The organism is Halomonas sp. ND22Bw (assembly GCF_003011945.1).
GTDB classification, from domain to species: domain Bacteria; phylum Pseudomonadota; class Gammaproteobacteria; order Pseudomonadales; family Halomonadaceae; genus Halomonas; species Halomonas halophila.
Window position 1 is genome coordinate 1 of sequence record NZ_PXWD01000097.1, and the last position, 517, is coordinate 517.

Here is a 517-nt window from a genome sequence, read left to right on the forward strand (position 1 = left end):
TCGTATCTCAGCGAGCGGGCGGCCGATGCGGCGGCCAGGGCCACGCTGGAGTCCATTCGCGGCACGACCACCGACTTCATTCCGGGGCGCAGCTGGATTCGTCGTCTCAGCGGGGCCGACCAGCATTCAAAGCACGTCCAGTCCGCCATCCAGTCCGGCCGGATGCGCCGCGCCTTCCTGAAAGGGATGGGTATGCAGCGGAACTGCGCCCCGCCGGCCGCGCCCAGTTGGTTCCGGCCGCACCGCTAGGTCCGGCCAGCATTCGCTTGACCGGCCTCCCAACTCGTCATTCCGGGGCTGAGCGGAGCGAAGAACCCGGAACCCAGGGCCGCAATCGCGCCGCTTGACGTGGTCCGGCGCCGAAGCAGTTGTCCTGGTTTCCGGGTTCGTCCTTCGGACGCCCCGGAATGACGGCATCGACCGAATGAGGGTTGGATTTGATTCAGCCGTTCGACCTATGCCGCGCATGGAAGTCGCGGCGGAACGCCTCGAACCGGCCTTCCGTAATTGCCGCCCG

1 protein-coding gene is annotated in these 517 nt (G+C 67.1%); it reads left to right on the forward strand.

Annotation, left to right across the window (positions count from 1 at the left end; genetic code table 11):
- The coding region (locus CVH10_RS17135) for a hypothetical protein (RefSeq protein WP_219924734.1) at window positions 1-249 on the forward strand (249 nt) is incomplete at its 5' end.
- Window positions 250-517 lie beyond the last annotated feature (268 nt).